Raw genomic sequence first — 20,920 nt, 5'->3', positions numbered from 1 at the left:
GTCGAACCAAAATCTGGTCGTGCTCCGAAATGCGGTGCAAACCCCCCGCCGCGCACCGACGATCTATACGAGATCGGTGCGTCGAACTTGCCAGGGCCGCCGGACTGCAGCGACCTCAAAGCGAAGGATGCGGGTCAACGCTCAAAACCGACCAACTGTCGAGAGTGCGTGCCCCTGCCCGTGTGATAGCGTCCGCAAGGGACCTACTACAAGCGAAATGTGAGGTTTAGCGCCATATTGTTCAAGTCGCGGGGGCGTGCGTGGCGACCAGCGCGCGCGGGTTGCCACCATAATCGTGGTGGAGCGCGACGTGCAGACCTTGCGCCTGTAGCAGCGCGCTGACGGGGGGAGCCTGGGTCGAGCCGATCTCGATGACCGCCGCGCCGCCGGGGGCGAGCAGGGCCGGGAGTTGTTCGGCGAGGATGCGGTAGTCGTCTAGCCCGTCTGCGCCGGCGAAGAGCGCGGCGTGGGGTTCGTGGTCGTGGACTTCGCGCGGGAGCTGCTCGGCGGTGGCGATGTAGGGGGGGTTGGCGAGGATCAGGTCGAACTGACCGATGATCGCGCTGGCCCAGCTGCCTTGGATAAAGTGGGCTCGGTCGGTGACGCCGAGGGTTGCGGCGTTGGCGCGGGCGTAGGCGAGCGCTTGGGGGGAATAGTCTACGCCGAGGCCTTGCGACGGCCATTCGTCGAGGGCGGCGAGGAGTAGCGTGCCGGGGCCGGTGCCGAGGTCGAGTATCGTTGCGGGGGCGCGCCCGGCGAAATGCGCTTGGGCGGCGATCAGGAGCGTTTCGCTGTCGGCGCGGGGGACGAGTGCGCCGGGGCCGACGGCGAGGTCGATCGACCAGAAGCCGCGGGTGCCGGTGATGTAGGCGATCGGCTCGTGGTTGAGGCGGCGTTCGACGAGGGGGGCGAAGGCGTCGGGGACGGTGTGGCGATCGGGGTCGAGGAGGATCGCGTTGCGCTCGACGCCGAGCGCGTGCGCCATGAGGAGTTCCGCGTCGAGGCGGGGGGTGGCGGAGAAGATGAACTGTGCAGCGGCGGTGGCGATCGCCGCCCTTACCCCCCCGCCCGCTTGCGGGAGGGGGTTGGGGGGTGGGCACGCGCTCACCGCGGACGCACCAGTTGCGATAAGTCGCAAGACCCAAGCTCAACGCCCTCCTGGAACCAGCCGCGAGCCCACCCCCCGGCCCCCTCCCGCTTGCGGGAGGGGGGGAAGTAGGAACGCTCAGCCATCCAGCTGCGCCAGGCGGTCCGCCTCATCCTGCGCGACCAGGGCGCCGATCAGTTCGTCCATTTCGCCCGCGACGATCTCCGGTAGGCGGTGGAGCGTCAGGTTGATGCGGTGATCGGTCACGCGGCCTTGCGGGAAATTGTACGTCCGGATGCGTTCAGACCGATCGCCCGAGCCGACCATCGACTTCCGCGCACCCGCGCGCTCGGCATGCAACCGGTCGCGCTCGGCCTCGTACAGCCGCGTCCGCAGCACGCGGAGGGCCTTGGCCTTGTTCTTGTGCTGCGACTTCTCGTCCTGCTGGATCACGGTCAGCCCGGTCGGGATGTGGACGATCCGCACCGCCGAGTCCGTCGTGTTGACCGACTGCCCGCCCGGCCCCGACGAGCGATAGACGTCGATGCGGAGGTCCTTGTCGTCGATCTTGACGTCGACCTCCTCCGCCTCGGGCAGCACCGCGACGGTTGCCGCCGAGGTGTGGATCCGGCCGCCGGCCTCGGTCGTCGGCACGCGCTGGACGCGGTGGACGCCGCTTTCGAACTTCAACTTGGCGAACACGCCCTGCCCGGTGACGCTGGCGACGACTTCCTTGAAGCCGCCCGCGTCGGACGACGAGCCGGAGATCATCTCGACCCGCCAGCCCTGCGATTCGGCATAGCGCTGGTACATCCGGAACAGGTCGCCCGCGAACAGCGCCGCCTCGTCGCCACCGGTGCCGGCGCGGACTTCGAGCATCGCCGAGCGCTCGTCGGCGGAGTCGCGCGGCAACAGCGCGAGCGCGAGTTTGCGGTCCGCGGTCTCGAGCAGCGTGCGGTTCTCGTGCAGCTCGTCCGACGCCATCGCGCGCAGTTCGTCGTCGGCATCCTCGGCCATGAACGCGAGGCTCTCCGCCTCCTGCCGCAACCGGCGCACTTCGGTGGCGGCCTGGGCGACGGGTTCGAGCTCGGCATATTCCTTCGACACCGCGACGAAGCGGTCGGAGGGGAGATCGCCGGTCGACATCAGCGCCTGAAGCTCGTCACGCCGCGCCTCGATCGCGCGGATGCGGTCGGGGGAGATCTGGGTCATGGATTATTCCAGCCCGCGCTTCCCATCGACCAACCAAAGCGATCACCAAGAACGTCACGCACCTTGTTCAATAGCTCGTCTTGTTCAGCATTGGACAACGATGAGTTGTAGAAACTCATCTCCAAAGCAGAACCCGGACCGTCCGGATCGCCGACAAAAAGCTTGCTGACGGCAGCCTCCTTGTTCGCAATCTCGCCCCGTCGCTTGAGATTACCTTTGAACGCCATCGAGCATGAAAAGCCCGCACTCCGAAGAAGTGTGACGGCCTCCAGCGCTCGTGAATTCCAGTCGGCGCTCTTGGGAATAACCGCCACGAGTGGACGTTCAATCGCCGGCTCTTCCAACAACATAGCCAACCGCTCGACACCGGCGGCCCAGCCAACGCCGGCCGTCTCCGGTCCGCCGAGCGAGCCGATCAACCCGTCATACCGGCCGCCCGCCAATACCGTGCCCTGCGAGCCCAACCGATCGGTCACGAACTCGAACGCGGTGTGGCGGTAGTAATCGAGCCCCCGCACCAGCCGCGCGTTGCGCTCCCATGCGACGCCCGCCGCATCGAGCCCGGCGGTCACCGCTTCGAAGAACGCGCGTGCCTCGGGGGTCAGATACGCGTCGATATCGGGCGCGCTGTCGGCGATCGGGCGGTCGCGGGGGTCCTTCGAATCGAGGATCCGCATCGGGTTCTTCTCGAGCCGGGTCAGGCTGTCCTCGGACAGTTCGTCGCGGTGCGCTTCGAAATGCGCGACCAGCGCCTCGCGCCAGGCGTCGCGCGTCGCCGCGTCACCCAGCGTGTTGAGCTGTAGCGTCACGCCGTCGGAAATGCCGAGTTCGCGCAGCAACTGATCCGCGAGCACGAGGAGTTCGACGTCCGCCGCCGGTTCCGCGGCACCGATCACCTCGGCGTCGATCTGGTGGAACTGGCGGAAGCGGCCCTTTTGCGGGCGCTCGTAGCGGAACACCGGGCCGCTGGTGGTGAGCTTCAGCGGCGCGAACTGCTGCCAGCCTTCGGTCAGGTACGCGCGGGCAATACCGGCGGTGAACTCCGGGCGGAGCGTGAGCGAGTCCCCACCGCGATCCTCGAACGTGTACATTTCCTTCGACACGACGTCGGTCGTCTCGCCGAGCGAGCGCGCGAACACCGCCGTCGACTCGAACACCGGGATGTCGACGCGCTGGAAGCAATACAGCGCCCGCACGCGCTCGAACGTGGCGAGGACGTGCGCGAACCGGCGCTGCTCCTCACCGAAAATGTCCTGGGTGCCACGGATGCGGCGCGGGGTTTCAATCTTGGCCATGATGCGCGCGTATCTAGGCGACGTGCCCGCGAAGCGCTAGCGCTGTGGCATGACTGAAAAAGCCAGATATTGGGGCCTCGGCCAACGCGTTGCCCCGCCGCGCTTCATCCTGTTCGTGCTGGTCTTCGCGATCGGGCTGGCCGCGATGATCCCGCGCTTCGGGCTCGGACGGGGCACGATGGCGGCGTTCGACGTCGCAGCGGTCGTGTTCCTGATCGCGGTCTCGACTTTGTTCCGCAACGCCACCGCCGCCCGGATGCGCCGCGCGGCGGAAGAGAACGACGCCAACCGCGCGGTGCTGCTCGGGTTCAGCGGGACGATCATGCTGGTCATCCTGGTCGCGGTGGCGAAGGAATTGCAGGGCAAGAACGACGCGGTCGGGATCGCGCTGACGATCGCGACGCTGGCGCTCGCGTGGCTGTTCTCGAACATGATCTACACGCTGCATTACGCGCATCTGTTCTATGTCGACGATCCGGACGGCAAGGACGCCAAGGGCCTCGATTTCCCGAGCTGCGACGAGCCCGATTACTGGGACTTCGCCTATTTCGCGTTCACGCTGGGGATGACGTTCCAGACGTCGGACGTCGAGATCACGTCGCGGCGAGTGCGGAAAGCCGCGCTCGGCCAGTGCATGGCGGCGTTCGTGTTCAATATCGGCGTGCTGGCGTTCACGATCAACGTGCTCGGGAGCGGTTGAGGATTCCCGGTAAAGGACTGGACGGCTGCCCTTTATCGCGATTACACCTCGGGTCATCGTCTCTCAGCCGGAAGGCCCTTCCTTGATCCGCAAGCTTCTCGTCGCATCCCTGCTCGCGTCCGCCGCCCCTGCGTTTGCGCAGGTCCCCGCCGGCAACACCGCGCCGCAGCCGGTGCCGTTCGTCGACACCATCCCCGACGCGGTCGACACGCCCTATCCCGGCACGCTGCTGCTCGACGTCGATGCGACCGATACCGAGCGCGGGATATTCCGCGTCAAGCAGACCATCCCGGTCGCGAAGTCCGGGCCGATGGCGCTGCTGTATCCGAAGTGGCTGCCCGGCGCGCATTCCCCACGCGGCGAGATCGAGAAGCTCGCCGGCCTAGTGATCCGCGCCAATGGCAAGATCGTCCCCTGGACGCGCGATCCGGTCGACGTCTTCGCCTTCCACATCGACGTGCCGACCGGCGCCAAGTCGGTGGTGGCCGAATTCCAGTTCATCTCCGCGACCAAGGGCGACCAGGGCCGTATCGTGATGACGCCGACGATGGTCAGCCTCGAGCCGAACCTCGTCAGCCTGTACCCCGCAGGGTATTTCACGCGCCAGATCCCGATCAAGATGACCGTCACCTATCCGACCGGCTGGACTGCGGCGGGTGCGGTGCCGGCCAAGGTATCGGGCTCGACCTACAGCTACGATACGACCAACTACGAGATCCTCGTCGATTCGCCGACGCTCGCGGGCAAATACGGCAAGGTCTGGCCGCTCTCCCCTCGCGTCGACCTGAACGTGTTCGCCGACAGCCCCGACCAGCTTGCCGCCAAGCCCGAGCAGATCGACGCGCACAAGCGGCTCGTCGACCAGGCGGTGAAGACGTTCGGCGCGCAGCATTACGATCATTACGAGTTCCTGCTGTCGATCACCGACCAGCTCGGCGGGATCGGCCTGGAGCATCACCGCAGCTCGGAAAACGGTGTCCGTCCCGGCTATTTCACCGAATGGGAGACGGGGGCCGCCGCACGGAATCTCCTCCCGCACGAATACACGCATAGCTGGGACGGCAAGTTCCGCCGCGGCGCCGACCTGTGGACGCCGGACTTCCGCACGCCGATGCGCGATTCGCTGTTGTGGGTGTATGAAGGCCAGACGCAGTTCTGGGGCTATGTGCTCCAGGCGCGCTCGGGTCTGGTCAGCAAGCAGGACACGCTCGACGGCTATGCGTCGATCCTCGGCAATTACGATACCGCGCCCGGCCGCCAGTGGCGTCCGCTGATCGACACGACCAACGATCCGGTGATCTCGGCGCGGAAACCCAAGGGCTGGACCAGCTGGCAGCGCTCCGAGGATTACTACAACGAGGGCCTGATGGTCTGGATGGAGGTCGACGCGATGCTCCGCCAGAAGTCGAACGGCACCAAGTCGATCGACGATTTCGCCAAGGCTTTCTTCGGCGTTCGTGACGGCGATTACGGCGAGCTGACCTACACCTTCGCCGACGTCGCGAAGACGCTGAACGGCATCGTCCCCTATGACTGGGCGACGTTCCTGAACACGCGGCTGACCGAGACGGGCAAGCCCGCGCCGATCAACGGCTTCGCGATGAACGGCTACAAGCTGGTCTACGGCCCCGAGCAGAGCCCGTATCTGAAGCAGGCGGAAAAGACGCGCGGCACCGATGTCAGCTATTCGCTGGGCATGGTGATCAACAAGGAGGGTGTCGTCACCTCGTCGATCTGGGACAGCCCGGCGTTCAAGGCAGGGCTCGACGTCGGCACCGAGATCGAGGCGGTCAACGCGGAGGCCTATTCGTCGGATCGGATCAAGGCGGCGATCCTCGCGGCGCAGGGTACGAAAGTGCCGATCCGCCTGACTGTAAAGAACAACGACCGTTTCCGTGACATCTTGCTCGATTACCACGACGGCCCGCGCTATCCGCGGCTCCAGAAGGTGGGTACAGGTGACGGCGGGCTGGACAAGCTGCTGATGCCGCGCTGACCAGATGCTAATCTAACGTGGTGCCGGCCGCTCCCCAGACGAGGAGCGCCGGCATCGTCATATCGAAAGGACCGCCATGCGTATCGACCTCATCCCGACCGGCAAGAACCCGCCCGAGGATCTGAACGTCATCATCGAAGTGCCGACCGGCGGCGAGCCCGTGAAGTACGAGTTCGACAAGGCATCGGGCGCGCTGTTCGTCGATCGCATCCTGCACACGCCGATGCGCTATCCGGCGAACTACGGCTTCGTACCGCACACGCTGAGCCCCGATGGCGATCCCCTGGATGCGCTCGTGATCGCGCGCTCGCCGTTCATTCCGGGCTGCGTCGTCCGCGCCCGGCCGATCGCGGTGCTGAACCTCGAGGACGAGGCCGGCGGCGACGAGAAGCTCATCTGCGTTCCCGTCGATGCGGTGTTCCCGTATTACGCCAACATCGGCGAGCGCGGTGACATGCCCGAGATCGTGTTCGAGCAGATCGAGCACTTCTTCACGCACTACAAGGACCTGGAGAAGACGAAGTGGGTCCGCGTCGGCAAGTGGGGCGATGCCGACGAGGCCAAGCGCGTCACGATCGAGGCGATCGAGCGCTACAACGCCGAGAAGGCCAAGGGCGAAGAGCCGATGAACGCGGACGACACCGCAGGACGCTGATAGCATGACGACGGCGTCTCGTTCGTTCGACGGCATCCGCGTCCGCGCGGCGCAGATCGGATTGTACGAGACGCCGATCCTGCACGGACGGCTGGCCGATGCCGCCGCCCTGACCGCGGCGTTGCGCACCGCGATCCTCGATCGCTACGCCGCCGCGCCGAGCCTTGCCCGATCCAATGTCGGGGGCTGGCATTCGGCGACCGACATGCTCGACTGGGGCGGCCCGGCGGCGGCCGCGCTCGCCGATACCGCGGTGAAGATGGCGAAGCGCGCCTCGCATTTCGACGGGCGCGATGCGGCGACGGTCGAGTGGACCGTCAAGATGTGGGCGAACCTTTCGCCGCCCGGCGCGCTCAACATGAGCCATGCGCATCCCGGCGTGCTGTGGGCGGCGGTCTATTACGTCGACATGGGTGTCCCGCCTGCGGAGGGCGAAGCGGGCGGCGAGCTGTTCTTCGAGGACCCGCGCTTCCCGGTGCCGTTCATGCGGCTGCCGGGATTTCGCCTCGTCGGGATCGACGGCCAGCCGCAACCGGTCGAGCGCCGCCTGCCGACCGAGGCGGGCGACCTGATCCTGTTCCCCGCCTGGCTCCGCCACGGCGTCCGCCCGCACCTGGGAACAGGCGACCGCATCTCGATCGCGATGAATATCGACGTGAAGGGCTGACGCCTTCCTCCTCCCTGGAAGGGAGGGGTCGGGGGTGGGTCGGCTTCCGCATATCCGACCGTGGTGGCTAAAACGGGCCGACCCACCCCCAGCCCCTCCCTTCCAGGGAGGGGAGCCAGAAGGCGCTTCGGCTACCGCCCTGCCAACCTGACCAGCGCATCCCCCGACATCCGCTGGATCGTCCAGTCCTCCATACCGACCGCGCCGACCTTTCGGTAGAACGCGATCGCGTCGGCATTCCAGTCGAGCACCGACCATTCGAACCGCGCGCAGCCGCGATCGAGCGCCACCCCGGCCAGATGCGCCAGCAGCGTGCCGCCGACGCCCTGCCCGCGCGCGTCCGGCGTCACGTAGAGATCCTCGAGATACAGCCCGCGCCTGCCGGTCCAGGTCGAGAAATTGTGGAAGAACACCGCGATTCCGAGCGGGCCTTCCGCGGTCTCCGCGATCACAGCTTCCGCGGCAGGCCGCTCGCCGAACAACGCCTCCGTCAGCGTGGTCTCGGTCGCCTCTACCGCATCCGGTTCGCGCTCGAACGCGGCGAGTTCGCGGACGAACCGCAGGATGGTGCCGACATCGGCGACGGTGGCGGGACGGATGACGGTCATGCACTAGCCTCGATCGATGTCTGCGCGATGTCACGCCGCCGCGCCGCGTACAGGCACGCGACGACGATGATCGCCGCGCCCGCCAGCGTGAACGCCGATACCCGCTCGCCGAACACCAGGAAACCCAGCACGGCCGCATAGACGAACGAGGTGTATTCGGTGGTCGCGAGGAACCCGGTATCGCCGTGCGCATACGCCCAGCCAAGCAGCCAGAGCGACGCGGTTGCCAGCCCCGCGGCGAGCAACAGCTTGGGCCACTGCGCCGCTTCGGGCACTACGGCCAGCCAAGGCGCGGCGAGCGCCAGCGTCGCGGTGATGACGAGCGCCTGGAAGAAGGCGATCTCCCCCGGCCGCGCCGCCTGGCTCTGCAGCCGTGCGATCACGAGGTTGACCGCATACAGGACCGCGGACCCGAGCACCGCGAGCGCGCCGTGAAACGTCTCCGGTCCCGCGACGCCGCGCCCATGCCCGATCATCACCACGAGCACGCCGAGCAACGCGGCGATCGACCCGATCACCGCTTTGCGCCCGACCCGCTCGCCGAGCGTCACCGCGCCTAGCAGCAATGCGAGGATCGGCGCGATGTAGGTCAGCGAAATCGCCTGCGCCATCGGCACGCGCGCGAGCCCCCAGAAGAACAGCACCGCCATCGCGGTGGTCACCAGCCCGCGTGCCAGATGCAGCTTCAGCGCCCGCCCGCTCGGCCGCCCGCTGTTCCCGAGCTTCCACGCGATTGCGCCGAGCCCGACGCTGATCATCTGCCGCCAGAGCAGCGCGTTATAGACGCCGATCGCGAGGACGAGCGACTTCATCACCGCGTCCATCATGGAGAACAGTCCGATGCCCAGCGCGGCGATCGCGAAGGCTAAAGCGGGGGAAACGGTGCGGGATGTCATCGGACTAGACCGCATCGTGAACGGTCAATGTTCGGATCATCCTCATGCGGTCCGCTTAACCCGCATCCGATCGCGACGCCATCGCCGGTGCTGGAATTGCCGTTGCGGACGGGGACGGTTTGACAGAGCGGTGTCCAAGGCTGCTGTTCCCCCGCGAACGCGGGGGTCCAGGGCCACGAACGCTATCGCCGGTAACCCTGGACTCCCGCTTTCACCGAAGAACGGTAGGAGGATGCGCGCTTCACGCCGTCATCCTGACAAAAGTCAGAGTTAGGGAACGGAGCGCATAAGCAGCTGACCGCTGAGACCTATTCCGCCGCCATCTCCGGTACCAAGGCCGCGATAGCCGCATCCGCCGCGTCGATCTCCGCGGCCTTCGCCTCGACCAGCCGGACGATGTGGTCGACCATGTCGGCGTCCTGGACGTGGTGATCGGTGACGCCCGACAGATACACCATGTGCTTGCCGTTGCCGCCGCCGGTGATGCCGATATCGGTCTCGCGCGCTTCGCCGGGGCCGTTCACGACGCAGCCGAGCACCGACAAGGACATCGGTGTGCGGATGTGCTGCAACCGTTCCTCCAGCGCCTGCACGGTGCGGATCACGTCGAAGCCCTGGCGCGCGCACGACGGACATGACACGACGCGGACGCCGCGGTTGCGGATGCCGAGTGCTTTCAGGATCTCGAAGCCGACGCGGACTTCCTCCTCGGGCTCGGCCGAGAGCGAGACGCGGATCGTGTCGCCGATCCCGTACCAGAGCAGGCTACCCATCCCGATCGCCGACTTCACCGTGCCGCCGACGAACCCGCCCGCCTCGGTGATGCCGAGATGCAGCGGGCAATCGACCTGTTCGGCGAGCTGCTGATACGCCGCCACCGCGAGGAACAGGTCGGAGGCCTTCACCGCGACCTTGAACTCGTGAAAGTCGTGGTCCTGCAACAGCTTGATATGATCGAGCGCCGACTCGACCAGCGCATCTGGGCAAGGCTCGCCGTATTTCTCGAGCAGATGCCGCTCGAGCGACCCGCCGTTGACGCCGATCCGGATCGCGCAGCCGTTGGACTTGGCCGCGTCGACGACTTCCTTCACGCGCGCCGCCGAGCCGATATTGCCCGGGTTGATCCGCAGACAAGCCGCCCCGGCGTCCGCCGCTTCGAGCGCACGCTTGTAGTGGAAATGGATGTCCGCGACGATCGGCACGCGGCTCGCGCGGACGATCTGCTTCAGCGCGGCGGTCGATTCGACGTCTGGGCAGCTGACGCGGATGATGTCGACGCCCGCCTCTTCGCAGCGCCGGATCTGGTCGACCGTCGCGCGCACGTCGTCGGTCGGGGTGTTGGTCATCGTCTGCACCGTGACCGGCGCATCGCCGCCGACGGGGACGTTGCCGACCATGATCTGGCGGCTCTTGCGGCGGGTGATATCGCGCCAGGGACGAAGGGACATGGGGATTCCTCGGGAGTTCGAGGCCTATATAGCGACTTGCACGGTGGAACGGAACATCGCTGGCGCTGGCGGGCCTCGCGATCGTCGGCCATAGCGGCGCACGGCCTTATGGAGCGAACGCGATGACCCTGTCCCTGTACGATGCGACGATCCCCTCGAACCTGCAGATTCTCCGCGCGGTCGACGCGCTGCTCGACAAGGCGGAAGCGTTCGCCGTCGAGAAAGGTATCGAACCCTCCGTCCTGATCGACGCGAAGCTCGCCGACGACATGCTGCCGTTCGGCTACCAGGTGAAGGCGTGCGCCGGGCATTCGGTCGGTGGAATCGAAGGCGTCCGTTGCGGCACCTTCTCGCCCGACCGGTCAGCGTGGCCGACGGATTTCGCGGGTCTTCACACGGTGATGCGCGATGCCATCGCCACGCTCGAGGCGATCGACCGGGAGGCGTTCGACGCGCTTGCCGACAACGACACGACGTTCGAGTTCGGCACGTTCGTCATGCCGTTCACCGGCGCGAACTTCCTGCTCTCGTTCTCGCAGCCCAACTTCTATTTCCACGCGAGCACGGCCTACGCGATCCTGCGCGCGCAAGGCGTCCCGATCGGCAAGCGCGACTTCATGGGTACGCCGCGCATGAAGGCGTGATCCGACTGAGGTGGATCGCTAAACACGCATATTCTCGCCGGAGGAAAGCCTGTTTCCCCGCGAAGGCGGGGAGCCAGACTGGGCTCCCCGCCTTCGCGGGAGAACATAGAAGCGCGGACTGCGGGGAACGGTCACGCTTGAACGATCCTCACCCGCCAGGGGGGGGTGGCACCGAAGGTGACGGAGGGGGCGGTAAGGGTAACCGCTGTTCCGTGTCCGCCCCCTCCGTCTGGCAAGCGCCAGACACCTCCCCCTTGCGGGGGAGGATTTCAGGGGGACACCGGTCGGTGCCGAACACCACCTCAGCCGGCCCACGCTTGCGGCACCGCTTCCCGCCCCGTAGGGCCGCGCGATGACGCGGCATTACGGCATGGACTGGCTGCGGATCGGGGCGTTCGCGCTGCTGATCCTCTACCATATCGGCATGGTCTTCGTGCCGTGGAACTTCCATGTGAAGTCGCTCCATGTCGAGGACTGGGTGCGGCTGCCGATGCTGGCGAGCAATGCTTGGCGGCTGACGCTGTTGTTCGTGGTTTCGGGCTATGCCAGCCGCGCGCTCCTGGCTCGGTCGAGCGGGACGCGCGGATTCTTCGCCAACCGCTGCTACCGCCTGCTCGTGCCGCTGCTGTTCGGGATCGCCGTTATCGTCCCGCCGCAACCCTGGGTCGAGCTGGTCACCAAGCATGGCTATACCGCCAGCTACTGGACCTTCTGGACCCATGATTATTTCCGGTTCGGCAAGCTCGCCGGGCTGTCGTTGCCGACGTGGAACCACCTCTGGTTCGTCGTCTACCTCTGGGTCTACACCACCGCGTTGACGATCGGGCTGGTCGTCGTCCGCGGCGACTGGCTGCAACGCGTGTTCGACCGGATCTTCTCGGGCTGGGCAGTTCTCGTCCTGCCGGTCGCGTGGCTCGTGTTCGTGCACGGCTGGTGGTTCCAGATGGCCGCCGAGAACCAAGCCCTGTATGGCGACTGGGTCGCGCACGTCACCTATTTCCCCGCCTTCCTGTTCGGCTTCGGCCTCGCCCGCTCCGAACCTGCGATGGCGGCGATCGCGCGCTGGTGGAAGGTCGGCGCGGTCGCCGCGGTGCTCGGCTATGGCGCGATCATCGGCGTCGAGCTCGAATGGCCCGGCGACATCGTCGCGCCGCGCTGGATCTACCCGGGCTACGGCGTCGCGCATGCACTCGAGCAATGGGGCGCGATCGTCGCGCTGATCGGGATCGCCGAGCGCCACTGGAACCGCGACCATCGCTGGCGCCGGACGCTGACCGAGGCGGTGTTCCCGTTCTACCTGATCCACCAGACGATCATCGTCCTCGTGATGTACGCTCTGCTCCCCGCCGGCCTGCCGGGCTGGGCGGAGTTCGCGTGCCTGCTCGTCGCGACGACGATCGGCTGCATCGCCTTCTACATGATCGGCCGCAGCATCGCGCCGCTCCGTCCCCTCATCGGCCTTCGCGCCCTACCCTCGAAAGACTCAGCATGACCTGGACCCTCGTCATCCACGGCGGCGCCGGCAAACTCGACAGCGAGATGGTCTCGCCCGAGCAGGATGCGGGCGCACGTACCGGCCTGTCGAACGCCCTAGACGTCGGGTCGAAGGTGCTGGCGGATGGCGGCAGCGCGCTGGACGCGGTCGAGGCGGCGGTGCGTGTGCTGGAGGACGACCCTCACTTCAATTCGGGGCGCGGCGCGGTGTTTACGCATGATGGCACGCTGGAGCTGGACGCCGCGATCATGGACGGGCGCACGCGGGCGGCGGGGGCCGTTGCCGCAGCGACCGCGACGCGCAACCCGGTAGGTCTCGCCCGCGCGATCCTCGACGACGGGCGTCACGTCTTCCTCGCCGGGAAGGGCGCGGATGCGTTCTCGCTCGAGCGCGACCTTCCCCAAGCCGACGCCGACTGGTTCGCCACCGACGAACGCCGCCGCCAGTTCGCCGAGTTCCAGGCCGATGGCGGCGGATTCGACGTCGACATGAAATACGGCACGGTCGGCGCGGTCGCGTGCGATACGCATGGCCATGTCGCCGCCGCCACCTCGACAGGCGGTGTCACCGGCAAGCGCTGGGGCCGGATCGGCGACACGCCGGTGATCGGCGCGGGCACCTTCGCCGACGATCGCGCCTGCGCCGTCTCATGCACCGGCTCGGGCGAGTTCTTCCTCCGCGTCGGCGTCAGCCATGAGATCGCCGCGCGCGTCCGGTTGTCGGGCGAGTCGCTGCAGGTTGCCGCCGATTCGGTGCTCGCCGAAGTGAAGGCGCTTGGCGGCACGGGCGGCGTCATCGTTGCGGGGCCGGACGGCGACATGGCCTGGGGCTTCAACACCGTCGGCATGTACCGCGGGACGGCGTCGTCTAAGGGTAGCCGGACCGTCGCGATCTACGCTAACGAGCTGGCATGAAGCGCTATTTCCTCGCCGCGGCGGCTCTCGTCGGTCTCGCCTCCCCCGCCACCGCGTTCTGGGAGTATGGCCACCAGACCGTCGCGCAGATCGCCTATGCCAACGTGACGCCGAAGACCAAGGCCGCGATCCGGAAGCTGCTGGCGCAACAGGCGCTGCTCGATACGCCCGAATGTCCCGCGGGGACGATCGAGCAGGCGAGCGTCTGGGCGGACTGCATCAAGCCTCTGAAGACCGCGGAGGGCAAGTCGCGGTTCGGGTTCGCGTATAACTGGCATTTCCAGGACGCCGACGTCTGCGCGCCGTTCGACGTCACCGAGTCGTGCAAAGACGGCAATTGCGTCTCAGTCCAGATCGACCGCGACGTGAAACTGCTCCGTGACCGCGCCACCTCGGCGAAGGACCGCGTCCAGGCGCTGGCGTTCCTGATCCACTTCGTCGGCGATCTGCATCAGCCGCTTCACGCGGGCGACCGGCACGACAAGGGCGGCAACGACGTGAAGGCGGATTACGGGATCTACGGTCCCGCGCGGTTCAATCTGCATTCGATCTGGGACGGGCCACTGGCGGAGCGCGCGATCTCGACGCCGCCGTCGCTGGTGCGGCGCTATCCGGCGGCCGAGCGGGCTAAGATTGGGGCTGGGACGGTTACCGACTGGAGCCGGGAGAGCTGGGAAGCCGCGCATACGGCGTATGCCGCCGCGCTGGGCGGCGATGCTTGTGGACCGGTTCCGGCGCGCGTGAAGATGGACGACGCGACGATCGCGAAGATGGTGCCGGTGTCGCGCGAAGAGGTTCGCCGCGGGGGGATCCGGTTGGCGAAGCTGCTCGACAAGGCACTGGGGTAAACCGCTTACCCTCTCCCCTCCGGGGAGAGGGAGGGGCCCGCGGGCTCTTGCACGTGGGAGGGTGAGGGGCTTGGGGCTCGGATCGTCTGTTCCAACAGCCCCTCACCCTCCCGTCGCCAAGCGGCTCCTCCTTCCCTCTCCCCGCAGGGGAGAGGGACCCCCACGATAGCCCTAGTTCAGCACCACCGTCACAGCACGACGGTTCGCCGCCCAGCTCTGGTCGTCCGAGCCCAGCGCCACCGGGCGCTCCTTGCCGTAGCTAATCGTCGTCATCCGCGAAGCCGACACGCCCTTTGCCGCCAGATAGTTCTTGGTCGCGTTCGCACGACGATCACCAAGCGCGAGGTTGTATTCGCGCGTGCCACGCTCATCCGCATGGCCTTCGATCGTGATGCGCTGGTTCGGGAACTTCGCGAGCCACTGCGCCTGGCTGTCGAGGATCGCGCGGGCGGTCGGATCGATGTCGTACATGTCGAGCCCGAAATTCACCGTGTTCGAGCTGACCGAGCGCTGGAAATCGGCATCCGACCCCGGCACGATCGCGCCCCCGACATTGCCATTGTTCATCCCCGCATTGGGATCGACCGGTGCATTGTTGTCGACCGGTGCGGGCGGCAGCACGGCGGGACGCTTCTTGGCGCAACCCGAAACGGCGATCAGCGCGGTACACGCAAGCAAGACGTTGGAAAGCTTCGACATAGATAGTCTCCCGTAGAAAATCACGTTTCCCCGTTATGCCCCCATAGCAGGTTCAGGGCCGCAAGGGGCCCCATGCCGGATCCGAGCCATCGAGCGGCGTCGGAATCTTGCGCTCGTTGACGCCGGTCAGATCGACCGACCAGAGGTCCGCCTTGCCGCCGCTGCCGCGTCCCGAGCGATAGAAGTTGATCACGCGACCGTTCGGCGACCAGCTCGGCCCCTCGTCCTGCCAGTCGTTGGTCAGCAATTTCTCGCCGCCGCCGCTCGGGCTCATGATGCCGATCCGGAAGCCGCCGCCGAGCTTGGTGAACGCGATCAGGTCGCCGCGCGGGCTCCACACCGGCGTCGCATAACGCCCGCCGCCGAAGCTGATCCGCTGCTGGTTCGAGCCGTCCGCGTTCATCACGTAGATCTGCTGCCCGCCCGACCGATCGCTCTCGAATACGATCTTCGAGCCGTCCGGCGAATAACTGCCGCCGGTATCGATCCCGGGAGAGTTGGTCAGCCGCTGCGGTGTGCCACCCTGCGACGACACGCGGTAGACGTCGGTGTTGCCGCCCTGCGCCATCGAGAACAGGATGTTGCGACCGTCCGGCGAGAAGCGCGGCGCAAACGTCAGGTTCGCGTTCGCCACCACCAGCCGCTGCTTGCCCGAGCCGATATCGTAGACATAGATCGCCGGGCGATTGTTGAGATAGCTCATATAGACGATCGACTGCTGGTTCGGCGCGAACCGCGGCGTCAGCACGATCGACTGGCCGTTGGTCAGGAAGCGGTGATTGGCACCGTCCTGATCCATGATCGCAAGCCGCTTGATGCGGTGGCCCTTGGGGCCGGTCTCGGACACGTAGACGACGCGGCTGTCGAAATACGCGCCTTCGCCGGTGAGGCGGGTGTAGACCATGTCGGCGCATTTATGCCCTGCGCGACGCCAGTCCGATGGGGGGACGACGAACCCGGTACGCGTCAGCTCCGCCTTCGACGACACGTCGTAGAGGTAGCAGCCGACCGTGAGGTTCCCGTCGCCGTTCGCGCGGATGAAGCCCTGCACGAGTGCCTGCGCGCCGGTGCTGCCCCAGTAATCGAACCCGGGTGCTGTGACTTCGGGGAAGGTGATTGGGCGGAGCTGACCGGGGGACAGCGGCGTGAACAGGCCTGAGTTGCGGAGATCGTTGGTGACGATGTCGGCGAGCTGGCGACCGAGCACGTCGGTCGAGCCTGCCGGGGTGGAGACGACCGCGGACGTCGGCATGACGGGAATCGCGATCGGCATCGGCGCGGAGATGCCGCCGGTGACGTCGACCACGAGGCCACCGGACTGATCGCCTGCCGGGGCTGGGGTGGCTGGATCGGCGGGGGTTTGTTGTGGTGCTGGAGCGGGTGCCGGGGCGTCCTGTGCGCTGGCGGTACCGGATACGAACGCCAGCAACCCAACCGAAGCAAGAACCGATCGAGCCCTACGCGCACCCAACACCACCCCGGCGAAGGCCGGGGCCCAGTTGGGGAACGCCGCTAAAGGAACGTTGCGCATCGTTACATCGACCTTTCCAACTGGGCCCCGGCCTCCGCCGGGGTGGTTACCGTGCAATGGGTGGTCACCCGCAACCAAAGTTGCGCGCGAAGGGAAAAACCCCAGGATCGATCGAGTCATAACGGACATCCTCAGCCGGGAAGTTTGTAGCGCAGGCTGAAATTGCTCCAGCCGTGCGGCACGTCATACAGGTCATCGGGCAAACCGCGTAGCGGTGAACACCCGGTGAAGGTCGCGATGGCCAGATCGTCGACGCGGTCGACATAGCGCCGGTTGTCGTCGTCGACGCCAAGATGCTCGGTGATCGTCGGTTTCGCCGCGAGAGTTCCGTCACGGTTAAGCCGCAGGTTGATCTTCACGCGAATACGCTCCGCCCCCGGCCCAGGCGTTACCTGCCGATTGGCGCAGGGCTGGACCTGTCTGAGGATCGCCGAACCAATATTGGTCGCCGCCTTCGCATCCATCTTGGCCGCCCTTGGCGCTTCCGACTTGCTCGGCGACGGATCGGCCGACAGCCCCTTGAGGAAATTGTCGCCGAGCCGCGAACCGCGTGGCCGCGAGGTCTTGGCCTCCGCGGTCGAGCCGCTGCCCTTGGTCGAGGACGGCTTGGCGGGCTTGACCGCACTCGAAGACGACTTTGCGGCAGAGTCCTTCGACTTCGTCGCGGTCTTCGCAGGTGCCGATTTCTCCGGAGCGTGCTTGGTCGGCTTGGCCTTGGCGGGCGCCGGCTTGGGCTTCTCGGCCGGCTTTGGCACCGGAGCCGGCTTGGCCGCAGGCTTTGGTGGCGCAGGCTTGGGTTTCGGCTGCGGCTTGGGCTCGGGTTTTGGTTCGGGCGCCGGCTGCGGCTTGGGTTTTGGCGGCGTGGGCTTCGGCTGCGGCGCGGGCGGTACGGGATCGGGCTTCGGCTCGGGCTCCGCCTCTTGCGGAGCTGGCGGCGCGGCATCCTCGGGTGCGCCCTCGTCCGGGGCGACCGACTCGGCTGGCGTCTCGGTCGATTGCGGCGCGGTCGCCTCGAGCGCGACGTCGGGCACCAGGCTCACGTCGATCGGCTGCTGCTGGATCTTCGGCGGTTCGGGCGCGCTGAGAAAGCCGAGCGACAGCAAGCCGAACAGCACGACATGCCCGACGACGGCAACGCCTAAGCCGATCTTCTCCGAACGATCCATCAGGCCAGCGCCATCAGTTCTGATTACCCTCGACGGTCACCAGCGCGACGCGGTTCAGCCCGGCGCGGTTGAGTTCGCCCATGACGCGCATCACGCGCCCGTAATCGAGCTTCCGGTCCGCGCGCAGCAGCACCTGCGGCTCATCGCCGACCGCACGGCTGGCGGCGATCGCGGCCAACCGGACCGGCAACGCGTCGTCCGTCACCTGATCCTTGTCGATGAACAGCGCGCCGGTCTCGTCCATCGAGATCTCGACGGGCTTCTGCTCTTGGTCGAGCGCCTTCGCGCGCGCGTCGGGGAGGTTCACCGGTACGCCCGCGGTCATCAAGGGCGCGGTCACCATGAAGATGATCAGCAGCACCAGCATCACGTCGACCAGCGGCGTGACGTTGATATCCGCCATCGGCGCGCGACGGCCGCGTCCGCGGGAAGAGGGAAGGTTCATCGCCACCTTACTCCCCTCCCGCTCGCGGGAGGGGTCGGGGGAGGGCAGTGCCGCGATTACCGGTTTCAGAGGAAGAGGTAGAAGCCCCTCCCCTGACCCCTCCCGCAAGCGGAAGGGGAATGAGAAGCGCGCTCATCGCGAGCCGTCCAACTGGCGCGAGAGGGTCGTGTGGAAGCCGTCGGCGAACCGGTTCAGGCTCGCCTCGATCCGGTTGATGCCGTGGCCGAACCGGTTGTACGCGATCACCGCCGGAATAGCCGCGAACAGGCCGATCGCGGTTGCGAACAGTGCCTCCGCGATCCCCGGCGCGACCACCGCCAGCGAGGTGTTCTGCGCCGCCGCGATGCTGGTGAAGCTTCGCATAATGCCCCACACAGTACCGAACAACCCGACGAACGGCGCGACCGAGCCGACCGTCGCCAGCACGTTCAGCCGGTCCGACAGCTTGTCGATCTCGCCCGCGACCGCTGCACCCATCGTCGTCGCCAGCCGCTCGCGCGTGCCGCTCTTGTCGATCGTGCCGCCCGCGGTCGAGCGCCGCCACTCGGTCACGCCCGCCGCGAACACGCGTGCCGACGGCAGGTCGTTCTCGCCCTCCGCCTTGTAGAAGACGTCGATATCCTCGGCCTTCCAGAAGTCGCGCTCGAACCGCGTCATGCCCTTGCGCGTCTTGCCGATCCGCCGCCAGAACGCGACGATCAGCGCCCAGGTCCAGATGCTGGCGAGCAGCAGCCCCATCATCACGCCCTTCACCACCCAGTCGGCCTGGAGGAACAAGTGGATCGGCGACAGCGTCGCGCTATCCATAGTCAACACCGGATTCATGCTTCCCCCTGCCAGACAAGGCGTTCGTAGATATCGATCCAGGCGCGCGGCTGGCGGCGTGGGCGGCCATTGGGAGCGACCAATGCCGCCACCACGTCCGCCTCGGCCAAGACAAGCCCGTCGCGCATGACCCTTTGATGAATGGTGACCCCGGCCGAGCGGACACGGCGTATCCGCGAGACGACCAGCAAGGCGTCGTCGAGCTTCGCCGGCGCGGCGTAGCGGATGGCGACGCTGGCGATCGCGTAGGAGCCCTCGCCCGCCTCGAACGTCGCGCGCTGGTCGATCCCGCCGACCCTCAGCATGTCAGACCGGGCGCGCTCCATGTAGCGCAGATAATTGGCGTGATAGACCGCGCCCGACAGATCGGTGTCCTCGAAATAGACGCGCACCGGAAACCGGTGCTCGCGCCCTTCGAAGCGGCCTTCCGCCGGACGATCTGAAACCTCAGCCATTCCCGCGGCTGTTAACCCAGTCTTTGCAGGGAAGCCAAGCTTTGCCTTCATCATGTCGGCGCTGGCCGGGGGCGGGCGCGCGGCGTATCCTGGCAGGGTTCAACGCAGGAGACTCGCATGGCCGATCGTCCCACCAGCGGAATCACACCGTTCCTCGTCATCCGCAACACTCAGGGGCGCGAGGCGCTGGCGTTCTACGAAGCCGCGTTCGCCGCGGTCATCGTCGAGACGAACGTCGCCGACGACGGCGTCCGGCTGATGCAGGCGAGCCTGCGAATCAACGAAGGCTGGCTGATGCTGTGCGACGCGTTCCCGGAATGGCGCGGTCATGCAGAGCCCGAGCCCGCCGGTATCACGCTGCACCTGCAGGTCGACGATACCGACGCCTGGGTGAATCGCGCGGTGGCGGCGGGAGCGGACGTGACGATGCCCGTCGCGGACCAGTTCTGGGGCGATCGCTACGGCCAGGTGCGCGATCCGTTCGGCCATAGCTGGTCGATCGGATCGCCTATCAAGGCCTGATTACTGGAAGACGCTCGGGTCCAGCTTCAAGCGGGGCTGCGCCGGCGGCACCGGCTGAGAGATCGGCTGGAGCCGCGCCTGCGTCACCGTCTGCACCGGCATGTTCGACGCATATTGGCGCGAGGCGACCAGCTGCGGCTGGACCGGACGCACGGTGCGACCGCGCCACGCATCGACCGCGCGGTAGAAATCGGTGAAGGGCCGCTCGAGCACCGGCAAATTCTGGGCAGCGAACGCGGGTAAGGCCTCCGCCGTCAGACCGGCACTCTGCGCGAGAACCGTCTGCGCCGCCGCGCAAAAATCGTCGCGCGCGGGCGACTGCGAGAAGAAGTTGTACAGGCGCGTCATCGAATCGTCGTAGCGATCCTGCCAATCGCCGCCGCCCGACTTGTATTCGCTGGCATAGGTCGCCTCGGCCTTGGCGAGCACCGGCTTCTGCGCCGAGAGCAGCGCGTTGTAGCCCGCGACGATCGTCAATTCCTGCGGCCCACGGCACGCGAGCGCGGCGACGTTGAGCGCGGCGCGAAGGTGCCAGACCTTGGCGGACGTCGTCAGGTTGCGATTCGGCGTGGGATAGGTGCCGTCGGCCAGCGCGACCGGGATGACGATCGTCGGCGACGCGCCCTTCGGCATCGCGGGCGCGGGCACCGGCACCATGATCACGGGTGGCGCGACGGCGGCCACGGTTCGTGGCTTCTGCGCGCAGCCGGCCAGCAGGCCCAGCGCGGTAACGGACAGCAAAGCAAACCGACGACTCATCGCAACCACCTCATGACGTCCCCCGACGGGACACTCTATGCATGGGTTAGGTT

The 20,920-nt window shown here is 66.9% G+C and carries 22 protein-coding genes; 9 read left to right on the top strand and 13 right to left on the bottom strand.

The annotated features are described in order from the left end of the window. Positions 1-241 precede the first annotated feature (241 nt). The 3 genes from prmC to hisS all read right to left on the bottom strand — a co-directional run bounded on the left by prmC (position 242) and on the right by hisS (position 3,594). Positions 242-1,108: a peptide chain release factor N(5)-glutamine methyltransferase gene (gene prmC, locus BM244_RS19335; protein WP_093400542.1), complete on the bottom strand. Its 867-nt coding sequence runs from the start codon at positions 1,106-1,108 to the stop codon at positions 242-244. 117 nt (positions 1,109-1,225) lie between these two features. After that, a complete protein-coding gene (gene prfA / locus BM244_RS19330) occupies positions 1,226-2,299 on the bottom strand; it encodes a peptide chain release factor 1 (protein WP_056053173.1) in 1,074 nt (357 codons plus the stop codon). Beyond that, a complete protein-coding gene (hisS, locus tag BM244_RS19325; RefSeq protein WP_093400541.1) occupies positions 2,296-3,594 on the bottom strand; it encodes a histidine--tRNA ligase in 1,299 nt (432 codons plus the stop codon). Before hisS ends, prfA begins: the two co-directional genes overlap by 4 nt. A gap of 49 nt (positions 3,595-3,643) precedes the next feature. Here hisS and BM244_RS19320 point away from each other — a divergent pair, with 49 nt between their 5' ends. The 4 genes from BM244_RS19320 (at position 3,644) to BM244_RS19305 (ending at position 7,612) form a co-directional block, all read left to right on the top strand. Beyond that, positions 3,644-4,294, top strand: coding sequence for a DUF1345 domain-containing protein (locus BM244_RS19320; protein ID WP_093400540.1), 651 nt, complete (start codon positions 3,644-3,646; stop codon positions 4,292-4,294). A gap of 82 nt (positions 4,295-4,376) precedes the next feature. Beyond that, positions 4,377-6,290, top strand: a complete 1,914-nt coding sequence (locus tag BM244_RS19315) for a M61 family metallopeptidase (protein ID WP_093400539.1) — start codon at positions 4,377-4,379, stop codon at positions 6,288-6,290. 76 nt (positions 6,291-6,366) lie between these two features. Beyond that, positions 6,367-6,945, top strand: coding sequence for an inorganic diphosphatase (gene ppa / locus BM244_RS19310; RefSeq protein WP_093400538.1), 579 nt, complete (start codon positions 6,367-6,369; stop codon positions 6,943-6,945). Positions 6,946-6,949: 4 nt separating this feature from the next. Further along, positions 6,950-7,612, top strand: a complete 663-nt coding sequence (locus tag BM244_RS19305; RefSeq protein WP_093400537.1) for a TIGR02466 family protein — start codon at positions 6,950-6,952, stop codon at positions 7,610-7,612. A gap of 131 nt (positions 7,613-7,743) precedes the next feature. Here the strand turns inward: BM244_RS19305 and BM244_RS19300 are convergent, their stop codons facing one another. The 3 genes from BM244_RS19300 to ispG all read right to left on the bottom strand — a co-directional run bounded on the left by BM244_RS19300 (position 7,744) and on the right by ispG (position 10,564). Continuing rightward, complete coding sequence (locus BM244_RS19300; protein WP_093400536.1) at positions 7,744-8,220, bottom strand: GNAT family N-acetyltransferase; 477 nt, start codon at positions 8,218-8,220, stop codon at positions 7,744-7,746. After that, positions 8,217-9,116 (bottom strand): DMT family transporter, encoded by a 900-nt coding sequence (locus BM244_RS19295; RefSeq protein ID WP_093400535.1) that lies wholly within the window; start codon positions 9,114-9,116, stop codon positions 8,217-8,219. The genes BM244_RS19300 and BM244_RS19295 overlap by 4 nt, the downstream gene beginning before the upstream one ends. Positions 9,117-9,424: 308 nt before the next feature. Next, the gene (ispG, locus tag BM244_RS19290; RefSeq protein ID WP_093400534.1) at positions 9,425-10,564 is read right to left on the bottom strand and encodes a flavodoxin-dependent (E)-4-hydroxy-3-methylbut-2-enyl-diphosphate synthase; all 1,140 of its coding nucleotides are present in this window, start codon (positions 10,562-10,564) and stop codon (positions 9,425-9,427) included. Between the two features lie 122 nt (positions 10,565-10,686). On the opposite strand from ispG, the gene BM244_RS19285 reads away from it, so the two are divergent. The 4 genes from BM244_RS19285 to BM244_RS19270 all read left to right on the top strand — a co-directional run bounded on the left by BM244_RS19285 (position 10,687) and on the right by BM244_RS19270 (position 14,465). After that, entirely contained in the window at positions 10,687-11,208 is a 522-nt protein-coding gene (locus BM244_RS19285; RefSeq protein ID WP_093400533.1) for a DUF1993 domain-containing protein, read from the top strand. A 352-nt stretch (positions 11,209-11,560) separates the two neighbouring features. After that, complete coding sequence (locus tag BM244_RS19280) at positions 11,561-12,700, top strand: acyltransferase family protein (protein WP_093400532.1); 1,140 nt, start codon at positions 11,561-11,563, stop codon at positions 12,698-12,700. Next, positions 12,697-13,617, top strand: a complete 921-nt coding sequence (locus BM244_RS19275) for an isoaspartyl peptidase/L-asparaginase family protein (protein ID WP_093400531.1) — start codon at positions 12,697-12,699, stop codon at positions 13,615-13,617. The genes BM244_RS19280 and BM244_RS19275 overlap by 4 nt, the downstream gene beginning before the upstream one ends. Then, positions 13,614-14,465, top strand: a complete 852-nt coding sequence (locus BM244_RS19270) for a S1/P1 nuclease (RefSeq protein WP_093400530.1) — start codon at positions 13,614-13,616, stop codon at positions 14,463-14,465. Before BM244_RS19275 ends, BM244_RS19270 begins: the two co-directional genes overlap by 4 nt. 171 nt (positions 14,466-14,636) lie before the next feature. Here the strand turns inward: BM244_RS19270 and pal are convergent, their stop codons facing one another. From pal to BM244_RS19240, 6 genes are all read right to left on the bottom strand, one after another. After that, positions 14,637-15,164, bottom strand: coding sequence for a peptidoglycan-associated lipoprotein Pal (gene pal / locus BM244_RS19265; protein ID WP_093400529.1), 528 nt, complete (start codon positions 15,162-15,164; stop codon positions 14,637-14,639). A gap of 52 nt (positions 15,165-15,216) precedes the next feature. Continuing rightward, entirely contained in the window at positions 15,217-16,695 is a 1,479-nt protein-coding gene (gene tolB, locus BM244_RS19260; RefSeq protein WP_217649165.1) for a Tol-Pal system beta propeller repeat protein TolB, read from the bottom strand. 131 nt (positions 16,696-16,826) lie between these two features. Further along, complete coding sequence (locus BM244_RS19255) at positions 16,827-17,861, bottom strand: cell envelope biogenesis protein TolA (protein ID WP_093400528.1); 1,035 nt, start codon at positions 17,859-17,861, stop codon at positions 16,827-16,829. A 13-nt stretch (positions 17,862-17,874) separates the two neighbouring features. Further along, positions 17,875-18,312 carry a protein TolR gene (gene tolR, locus BM244_RS19250; protein ID WP_093400527.1) on the bottom strand — a complete coding sequence of 146 codons (438 nt, stop codon included), beginning with the start codon at positions 18,310-18,312 and terminating at the stop codon, positions 17,875-17,877. 126 nt (positions 18,313-18,438) lie between these two features. Beyond that, entirely contained in the window at positions 18,439-19,131 is a 693-nt protein-coding gene (gene tolQ / locus BM244_RS19245) for a protein TolQ (protein WP_093400526.1), read from the bottom strand. Next, a complete protein-coding gene (locus tag BM244_RS19240) occupies positions 19,128-19,586 on the bottom strand; it encodes a YbgC/FadM family acyl-CoA thioesterase (protein WP_056487236.1) in 459 nt (152 codons plus the stop codon). The genes tolQ and BM244_RS19240 overlap by 4 nt, the downstream gene beginning before the upstream one ends. A 117-nt stretch (positions 19,587-19,703) precedes the next feature. Between BM244_RS19240 and BM244_RS19235 the strand changes: the two genes are divergently transcribed. After that, a complete protein-coding gene (locus BM244_RS19235; protein WP_093400525.1) occupies positions 19,704-20,108 on the top strand; it encodes a VOC family protein in 405 nt (134 codons plus the stop codon). Here BM244_RS19235 and BM244_RS19230 read toward each other — a convergent pair whose 3' ends face one another. Next, positions 20,109-20,867, bottom strand: coding sequence for a hypothetical protein (locus BM244_RS19230; RefSeq protein ID WP_175518306.1), 759 nt, complete (start codon positions 20,865-20,867; stop codon positions 20,109-20,111). Positions 20,868-20,920: the final 53 nt, after the last annotated feature.

The sequence above is a fragment of the Sphingomonas sp. OK281 genome (assembly GCF_900115295.1).
Classification (GTDB): domain Bacteria; phylum Pseudomonadota; class Alphaproteobacteria; order Sphingomonadales; family Sphingomonadaceae; genus Sphingomonas.
The sequence above is the reverse complement of the archived record's forward strand: the minus strand, read 5'-3'. Positions and strand labels throughout refer to the sequence as shown.